Source organism: Roseovarius halophilus (ex Wu et al. 2025) (genome assembly GCF_047086965.1).
In genome coordinates, this window is the sequence record NZ_JBKOTX010000484.1 from 1 (window position 1) to 1,162 (window position 1,162).

Sequence of the window (1,162 nt, forward strand, 5' to 3'; positions counted from 1 at the left end):
CGTAGCACACATTGAGAAACGCACTCCCTGTCTTGTGACAGGACCGGCCTCGCATTGCCCGGAACCTGGTAGAAGGTGGGGGCCAGCTCGCGCTTACATCTTTTCAGTTGTATCGAAAGAACTCCCACGGGGTCCGGATCGTAACGTTTGATGAGGTTCTGGAGATGCTGAAAAATCTGCTGGCTTACCTTCAGGAAGAGAAGACCCGTAAGACGAAGTGAGTTGCCTTCACGGCCTGCGATCCTCCTTGAGCGTTGCGTCCTCTATCCCAGGTGAGCGCCTCACGGACTGCTGCATCGGAAAACCCAGCGATCTGATCGCTCTATTGGCCCTCGATGCTGCGCTGTCGGGTAAGAGCTTGGAACGGTCGACAGTACAGCACCCCAATTAAGTACCACCATTCCACAAACGACCCACTGCCATTGGTTGTAACGACCTCTCGTTGGTTGCGCTACAGGTTGCGCAGCGCGATGACGTCGAGGTCGTCCTCCACCACATGAGCAATGAGACCCAACCATGCACAACGCTCAGGCGCTTTCCGCCCTTGGGCCTGCTTCCTCGTCTGGGGGGCAGGAACCCATGGTTTCCCTATTGGACTTTCACCCCCCGAACAGACCAGGACTGGCAGACCAGGTGATGCTGTCCCTGTTGCCGGAACTAAGTGTTCCATCCCGGATGATCACATAGCCCCTCGTCGATCAGCGCTTTTCATGGCACGATCTGTTCTGAACGAGGTGCGAGACGGGAGATCGACATGCTGATCAAGCTTCATGGCCAAGCCACGACCACACCGAAGATCAGGGTGGCCATCCAGGCGAGCGATGAACCGGCCTGGCTCGTTGCCGAGCGCCACGGGACCTCCGAGCAAACCGTGTGGAAGTGGCGCAAGCGTGACAGCGTTGAAGACCGCAGCCACACGCCGCATCGGCTGCAGACGACGTTGACGCCCGCGCAGGAGGCCGTCGCGGTGGCGCTGCGCAAGTCCCTGCTGGTCTCGCTCGACGACCTTTTGTCCATAGTGCGGGAGTTCCTGAACCCGAATGCCTCGCGCTCGGGGCTGGACCGCTGCCTGCGTCGGCACGGGGTCGGCAACCTGCGCGATCTCAAGGCCAGGGCACCGCAGCCGAAGCGTAGCGCCTTCAAGGCTTATGAGCCGGGCTAC

General features: G+C 59.9%; 1 pseudogene. It reads left to right on the top strand.

Annotation, left to right across the window (positions count from 1 at the left end):
- Nucleotides 1–754: 754 nt before the first annotated feature.
- Nucleotides 755–1,162, top strand: a pseudogene (locus tag ACH107_RS32995) (IS481 family transposase); the annotation flags it as partial.